5 protein-coding genes and 2 rRNA genes are annotated in these 7,763 nt (G+C 34.2%); 1 reads left to right on the top strand and 6 read right to left on the bottom strand.

The annotated features are described in order from the left end of the window. Window positions 1-92: 92 nt before the first annotated feature. The 4 genes from uraA to T513_RS0109175 form a co-directional block, all read right to left on the bottom strand. Window positions 93-1,343, bottom strand: coding sequence for a uracil permease (gene uraA, locus T513_RS0109190; protein WP_031589857.1), 1,251 nt, complete (start codon window positions 1,341-1,343; stop codon window positions 93-95). A gap of 117 nt (window positions 1,344-1,460) precedes the next feature. Then, window positions 1,461-3,809 carry a GGDEF domain-containing phosphodiesterase gene (locus T513_RS11795; RefSeq protein WP_051654429.1) on the bottom strand — a complete coding sequence of 783 codons (2,349 nt, stop codon included), beginning with the start codon at window positions 3,807-3,809 and terminating at the stop codon, window positions 1,461-1,463. A gap of 87 nt (window positions 3,810-3,896) precedes the next feature. Continuing rightward, a complete protein-coding gene (locus T513_RS0109180) occupies window positions 3,897-4,358 on the bottom strand; it encodes a GNAT family N-acetyltransferase (RefSeq protein WP_029069830.1) in 462 nt (153 codons plus the stop codon). 72 nt (window positions 4,359-4,430) lie between these two features. After that, the gene (locus T513_RS0109175; protein WP_031589855.1) at window positions 4,431-6,512 is read right to left on the bottom strand and encodes a glutamine synthetase III family protein; all 2,082 of its coding nucleotides are present in this window, start codon (window positions 6,510-6,512) and stop codon (window positions 4,431-4,433) included. A gap of 140 nt (window positions 6,513-6,652) precedes the next feature. Here T513_RS0109175 and T513_RS11510 point away from each other — a divergent pair, with 140 nt between their 5' ends. Continuing rightward, window positions 6,653-7,318: a response regulator transcription factor gene (locus T513_RS11510; protein WP_035877054.1), complete on the top strand. Its 666-nt coding sequence runs from the start codon at window positions 6,653-6,655 to the stop codon at window positions 7,316-7,318. A gap of 144 nt (window positions 7,319-7,462) precedes the next feature. Here T513_RS11510 and rrf read toward each other — a convergent pair. Then, a 5S ribosomal RNA gene (gene rrf, locus T513_RS0109165) occupies window positions 7,463-7,571 on the bottom strand. Between the two features lie 48 nt (window positions 7,572-7,619). Next, window positions 7,620-7,763 (bottom strand): 23S ribosomal RNA (locus T513_RS0109160); the annotation flags it as partial.

The raw sequence follows: 7,763 nt of genomic DNA, 5'->3' as shown, positions 1-7,763 counted from the left end.
CAGATTTTATCTGGCTGTAGGGAGTCAAAGAAAGAAAAAAAGAGCTGGTCCAGCTCAGTGATTATCCATAAATCACTTTACTGGGTCAGCCCCTACTCTTCATTTAACATATGACATTTTCCTAATAGATGGAAAACTAATGATAATATCATTCCTACCATGCAGGCTAATACCATACCTGATAATGAAATGTTTCCAATTGAAATCTTAATACCACTTAATCCTACTACAAAGATAACTGAAGTTAAGATTAAGTTCGTACTTTTACCGTAATCTACCTGATGATCAACAAGTACTCTTAAACCACTTGTACCGATCATACCATAAAGCAAGAAGCTGATTCCACCGATTACTGGATTAGGAATTGTCTGAATCAATGCAGCTACTGGTCCAATAAATGAACAGATGATAGAAAGAATAGCAGCTCCAGCGATAACCTGTACACTGTATACACCTGTTACAGCCATTACACCGATATTTTCACCATAAGTTGTAGTTGGAACAGATCCAATTAAACCAGAAATCATTGTTGAGAAGTTATCTGCAAATAATGAACGATGTAATCCTGGATCTTTGATTAAGTCTCTACCAACAATCTTACCAGTAACAAGCTGATGTCCAATATGTTCTGATGCAATAACCAATAAGACTGGAAGCATCATAACGATAGCGTTAATATTGAACTTAGGGAACTGGAAATGTGGGATTGCAAAGAATGATGCTTTTAGCACTGGTGTGAAATCAATCATTCCACATAATACTGCAGCAATATATCCACATACAACAGCAATTAAGATAGGTATAACGCTCCAGAATTTCTTGAAGCATACACTACCAAATACAGCAACTAATAATGTAACTAGGAATACAATTAAGTTTTTAGGATCAACAACTTTATCTAATAAACCAGCAGTACTTGCGGCTGAAGAAGATAATTCTAATCCAATCAATGCAACAACTGGACCCATGGCCGCAGCTGGAAGCACGACATCAATCCACTTTGTTCCAAACTTATAAAAAATGCCTGCAAGAATACATCCGCAGAACCCGACTGCAACGAATCCTCCCAATGCATACTGATAACCCATATTCTTAATAATGATAGTTGCAGGTGCAATAAATGCGAAACTGCTTCCTAAGTAGGCAGGTGCTTTCTTCTTAGTAATTAAGATAAATAGCAATGTTCCTAACCCATTCATGAATAATGCGATAGCAGGATTAATTCCAAATAAATATGGTACCAAAACCGATGCCCCAAACATTGCGAACATATGCTGAACACTTAATGGCAACAGCATTTTAAATGGTACTTTTTCTTCAACTTGAATAATACGTTTAGCCATAATATCCCTCCCGTTAAACGTCCATATATTTATATCATATTCCTAAAAAATTACAAATACTTTTTAACTAAAAGACAAAAAAATTAATGAAAGGCAGCTCATTCTTGAGCTGCCTTCTTAATCAATATTTGTATCAAAGATCTGACAAATTACACCACAATAATTTTTATAATGTGTTAAATATTCAATCTTCAGAAAATACTTTCGCTCTTCAAAAAAGAAATCAGTAATAACAGATTTCTTATTCACTTGTACTACCGCAATCGCATTTCGAATATGTTCACACCATTTTTCATTATTAAAGACACTTTCCAATCGTGACTGATGAATTGTCTTATATCCCAAACGCTTTAAAAAGTCCTTGAATCCACCATTATAATTCAATAAATAGATTTCCTGATCACGTCTTTCTAGTACAACAGTAGGACTTCTATTCAACAGATTAACACTGCTTAATTCCTGATAGTACTTCGACCATTCTTTTGTCTCAATATCAAGTCCTTTATCCTTACAATGTTGCAATACATCATCTAAAGGAGCAGGTTTACCAAAATAGTATCCCTGTACTTTTTCACATCCTATAGAACACAAGAAATCAAAATGTTCCTTTGTTTCTACCCCTTCTGTTAATGTATGAACCCTAATCTCCTTAGCCATACCTACAGTAGAAGCAATGATACTCTGTGATTTAGAATTAAAGTTTCTCAAGAATTCCATATCAATCTTAATTTCATCAAAAGCAAAATCTTTTAAGATATTCAATGATGAATAACCACTACCAAAATCATCAATCCAAATAGAAAAGCCTGCATCATAAAGACGTTGAATTTCCTTCTTAATAAACTGACCTCCAACAATACGTTCCACAATCTCAATATGAATCAATTCTTTTGAAATGTTATACTTTTTTATAATACTTTCAATTGTAGAAACAATATCACCAGTCAAGAAATCAATTCTAGAAAGGTTAAATGATACAGGAACAACATCTAAATGCTGATCAAGTCTTTCTCTTAACATCCTACAGACTTCATTAATGACATAAATATCAAGTCTTTGAATCATATGCGTTTCTTCTAATGGAGGAATAAAGATAGCTGGAGAAAGCAGACCATGATCAGGATCATCCCATCTTGCTAAAGCTTCAAATCCACACAATGTCTTCGTACTTGTTCTAATAACTGGCTGATAATAGACCTTAATGAACTTCTCTTTAATTGCTCTTTCAAAATTATCTACAACATACTGTGTCATTTCATTAAACCTCTTCATTTCAGGCTTAAACACACAGATATACTTTTCTAAATTACGTCTGATTTCATCACAAGCAAGCTTGGCATTATCAATAGCAACGCTGACATCATCATCTTTTTTAAAATAATATACACCAGCCTTAAGTTCCATAAAATCACCAGGTGCAAGCTTATAGACTTCCTCATGAATCTTTTCAAGAATATTCTCTACATCTAGATCACTGACAACTACAAAATGATCCTCTGATAAACGACATACAAGACCATTTGGAAACTTCTCTACCAATAAAGCAGCAGTATCTTTCAACAGCTGATTTCCTTTTTGAAAACCTCTTGTATTATTATAATTCAAGAATGCAATATAATTTAAAAAGACTACGCTTGTCTTAGATACATCAAGATTTTCTTCGATAAATCCTCCTGCTCTTTCTAGCAGATAACTAAAATTATGTAGTCCTGTCAACTTATCAAAGAACTGCAGATCATAATCATTAATAGATACAAGATAAACATCTTCAGAACCCCAATTTGTCCTATAGACATGCATAAACATCTCTTTATCACTATAAGGAGTTTTCATGATTTTACCGTATCTTCCTTCAAACTTCTCAAAAGGAAAAACGTAATCTGTATCATCGGTAATAAAAAACTTTTCAAACGTTACACCGGTATCCATCGTTACTCGTGGTTTAAAAAGATCTTTCATTTTCTTATTACATAAAAGCAATTCATGAGTTTTAATATCAATGATAGCTATTGCTACTCGATCAACATCAATCAATCCTTTAAGTGATCTATTATAAGACTGATTATCAATATGATAATCCGCATAGTCACTTGTTACATCATCATAAGAAATAATTGCTAAACGCGTATCTTCTATCATTTCATGATAACCATGAGCATGAATAAATCTCAAACGCTCAGTATTAGGAATATACTCCTTATATACAACATCATAAACTCCATCGTTAATCGCAAAATCCCTTGCGGCATAGACAATACGATCAATTTCATCAGGATGTGTATATTGATACATATTATTAGTGTAATAATCTAAAAGTTCTTCTCTATTAAAAATATTATTATAAAATTCTATCAACCCATTTGAGACTGTAAGAGGAATAACTTTTCCATCTCTAAATACATAAACAGCTCTTGGGATGTCTGATTGTTCTATATACTCTAAAAATTGATTCAATAACATCTTCATATAAAACATCCTCTCTTTAATGTAACTATAACATAAATGAGAGCGCATTCATTTAATTTTTGACTTTTATTTTACAAAAAAAGAAGATCAGATCTTCTTTTCCATAAGATAGCGTAATATTCTTACACCCCTTCTTACATTGATCTGTTCTTCTATTTCCTCATATCCATGTTTTTCAAAAAATGGTTTTGATGTAATGGACGATGTTACATAAATAATGCCATTCCCTTGCTTTTTAGCATACTGTTCAAGTCTTTCTAATAGCTTAGCACCAATACCTTGGTGAAGATATTTCTTATCAATATAAAGACGATCAAGATAACCAGTAGTACCAATATTGCCAAAGGCTATTATTTTACCTTCATCTTCTACAATAAGTGTATGATTCTTTTCAAGAGATGCTTCCCAATGATAACGATCTACATTTTTAGGTGCAATAGCATCTCGTTCTTCCTCCGTATAATCATTACACTGCACTTCATGTACTGCACGATAAAATAAGTCAATCACCTGATCTAAATCTTTTCTTTGATATAATCTCATTTCCATGGAATCATCCCTCCTTATTAAGGATATTATAGCATAATAAAAAATGAAAAGAAGCAAAGCTTCCTTTCATTTTTAGATTCCGAATAATAAATCAACATATGATGGAATTGGCCAATCATTCTGGTCAACCATTGTTTCTAATGTATCAGCTGTTTCTCTTAATTTGTTCATTGATGCTAATACACTATCTCTCCAGCATAATGCCTGTTCTTTAATATCAGCATCATTGTGATCAGCTTCATCAATAGCTTTTTCTAATGCAGCCATTTCTGCTTTCATCTGTGTTGCTAATGTTGATAATTCTGTAAGGTTTTCTTTTAAGAAGACATTATCAATAGATAATTCCTGTAATTCTTTAGCATCTTTAGCTACAGTTCCAATATATTTAACAACTGCAGGATAGATTTCTGTCTTAGCCATCTTAAGAGCAGTTAATGCTTCTACTCTTAATGTCTTGCAGTAACCATCTAAAAGAATATCATAACGTGATTTTAATTCTACGTCATTATATACATCATGTTTTGTGAATAATTCAATTGCTTTTTCACTCTTTAAGCACTGAGCAGCTTCAATAGTAGTCTTGTTGTTTGGAAGACCTCTTCTTTCAGCTTCTTTTTCCCATTCAGCGCTGTATCCATCACCATTGAAGATAATTCTCTGGTGATCAGTTAAGTATTCACGAATAACTTCCATTGGTTCTTTTCCACCAAGAATTTCTTCAGCCATCTGATCAAATTCTTCAGCAAGAATGACATTTAGAATTGTGTTTGGTCCGGCTACAGACTGTGCTGAACCTACTGCACGGAATTCGAATTTGTTTCCTGTAAATGCGAATGGAGATGTTCTGTTACGATCTGTTGTATCTTTTGAGAATGTAGGTACAACGGCAACACCTGTTCTAAATCTTTCTTTAGTGACTTCATTTAGTTCACCATCGTTGATGATTGAATCCACCAAATTATTTAATTCTTCACCAAGGAACATTGAAATAATAGCTGGTGGAGCTTCATTAGCACCTAATCGATGATCGTTACCAGCAGATGCTGCTGACATTCTTAATAATTCAGCATATTCATCTACACCCTTAACTGTACATGCTAAAGCAGCTAAGAATGGTAAGTTTTCAATTGGATTTTTTCCTGGATTGAATAAGTTTATACCTGTATCTGTCATTACTGACCAGTTATCATGCTTACCTGATCCATTGACACCTTCAAATGGTTTTTCGTGTAATAAACATCTTAAACCATGCTTCTTAGCAATATCCTGTGCTAACTGCATTAAAAGGTGGTTGTTGTCAGTTGTAATATTTACTCTTGAATAAACACAAGCAACTTCATGCTGTGCTGGTGCTACTTCGTTATGTTTAGTCTTAGATGGAATACCATATTTCCATAATTCTCTATCTAAGTCCTTCATAAATGCGCCGACTTTACGTTTAATTGAACCGAAGTAATGATCTTCAAGTTCCTGTCCTTTAGGTGCATTTGCACCATATAATGTACGACCTGTTAATCTTAAGTCCATACGTTTCTGCCAATATTCATCAGCTACTAGGAAGTATTCCTGTTCAGCACCAACTGATGCTGTTACGCTATGAACTCCTTCAACACCTAATAAAGGCAATAATTTACAAGCAGAATGTGATAATGCATCGCAAGATCTTAATAATGGTGTCTTTTTATCTAATGCTTCTCCTGTATATGAACAGAATAATGTTGGAATATAAAGTGAACCATCTTTTACAAATGCTGGGCTAGTAACATCCCATGCAGTATAACCTCTTGCTTCGAAAGTAGCTCTTAAACCCCCACTTGGAAAAGAAGATGCATCAGGTTCCCCTTTTCTTAATGTCTTACCACTAAATTCTAGAACTGCTCCACCATTCTGGTTAGGTTCTAAAAAGGCATCATGCTTCTCAGCAGTTAATCCAGTCATTGGTGTAAACCAATGTGTAAAATGAGTTGCACCATGTTCAATTGCCCAAATCTTCATTGCATTGGCAATAACAGTTGCAGCTTCTTTTGGCAATGGTTCCCCTCTATCCATTGCTTCATGAAAAGCTTTGTAAGTTGACTTAGGGATTCTTTCTTTCATGACTTCGTCACTGAAAGTGAGACAACCATATTCGTCTAATAGATCTTTCATCTCCATAGTATTCTTTCCTCCTTGGTTACTTCTAATGTCAATTATTATATGTAAGTTGTAAACTCCTGTCAATAAAAGGAAACGGCAGATTGGTCATTTTATTCTACAAATTATGTGTTAAAATTATAAAAAACAGGGGTGAAATCATGTTGAAACAATTTGAAATACTAGTGCTAGATTCAGATGAAAATAGAGGAAAAAGCATAAGTGAATATTTTTCTTCAATGCAAATTCCTACGATATATTCAAGTAAATTTGAATCCATCAATGATCGCTACTCAGCTTTTATCGTTGATGATAATTTTCCAAAAATCAATTTTTCTCGTTTCTTAATTAAATGCAAAAGAAATAACAAAATAGTTATTATCATGACAAAAAATTTTTCTCAAAAATATTTAGATTCTTTGTTAAATTATGGTGCAGATGACTATATTCGAGTGCCTTTTTCGAACAATGATCTCTATTCTAAGTTTCTATCAATCTACCGAAATGGGATTTTAAAACCGAGAAAGATTTATCGTTACAAGGACATTATCATGGATACAACTTCACAGATTGTGTACCTTGATGATGATGTAGTTGATCTGACAAATAATGAATATAAATTATTAAAATCGTTAATGTCCCATCCATATCAGCCGCAGTCTCGTACTGAATTATTTATAACGATCTGGAAAAATCCTCTTTATGATGATAATAGTTCTATTGATAAACTTGTCTCTCGTCTATCGGAGAAACTAAATGAAAAAGGAAACCAGTCACCATATATAAAAAAGTTTAATCAAAAAGAATATATGATGGATCCAAAATAAAAAGAACTCGTTAATTGCGAGTTCTTTTTTTTCACACATCTTGTGATTATCAATGCTCTATTCACAATCGTTGTGAAATCTATTTGCTTATTCATATTTGCTGTGAAAAGGCAAAAAAAAAGGAGTCCCCTTGGGGACCGGACAGACTGGCAGCGTGCTGTTTTTGCCGTTTCCGACTATCGTCGCCGCTGCGATGCTTAACTTCCGTGTTCGGCATGGGTACGGGTGTGTCCATCGCGCCATCGCCGCCAGATTGTCCGCCGAGCCTTCAAAGCCGCACATGAATCTCTCTCATACTTCTTCGGTCAAGTCCTCGACCTATTAGTGCCGGTCCGCTGAACATGTCGCCATGCTTGCACTCCCGGTCTATCAACCTCGTCGTCTTCGAGGGGTCTTACTTGCTTGCGCAATGGGAGGTCTCATCTTGGAGGGGGCTTCGCGCTTA

The sequence above is a fragment of the Kandleria vitulina DSM 20405 genome (genome assembly GCF_000702065.1).
Lineage (GTDB): Bacteria > Bacillota_I > Bacilli_A > Erysipelotrichales > Coprobacillaceae > Kandleria > Kandleria vitulina.
This window is presented reverse-complemented; position numbering and strand designations above follow the sequence as displayed.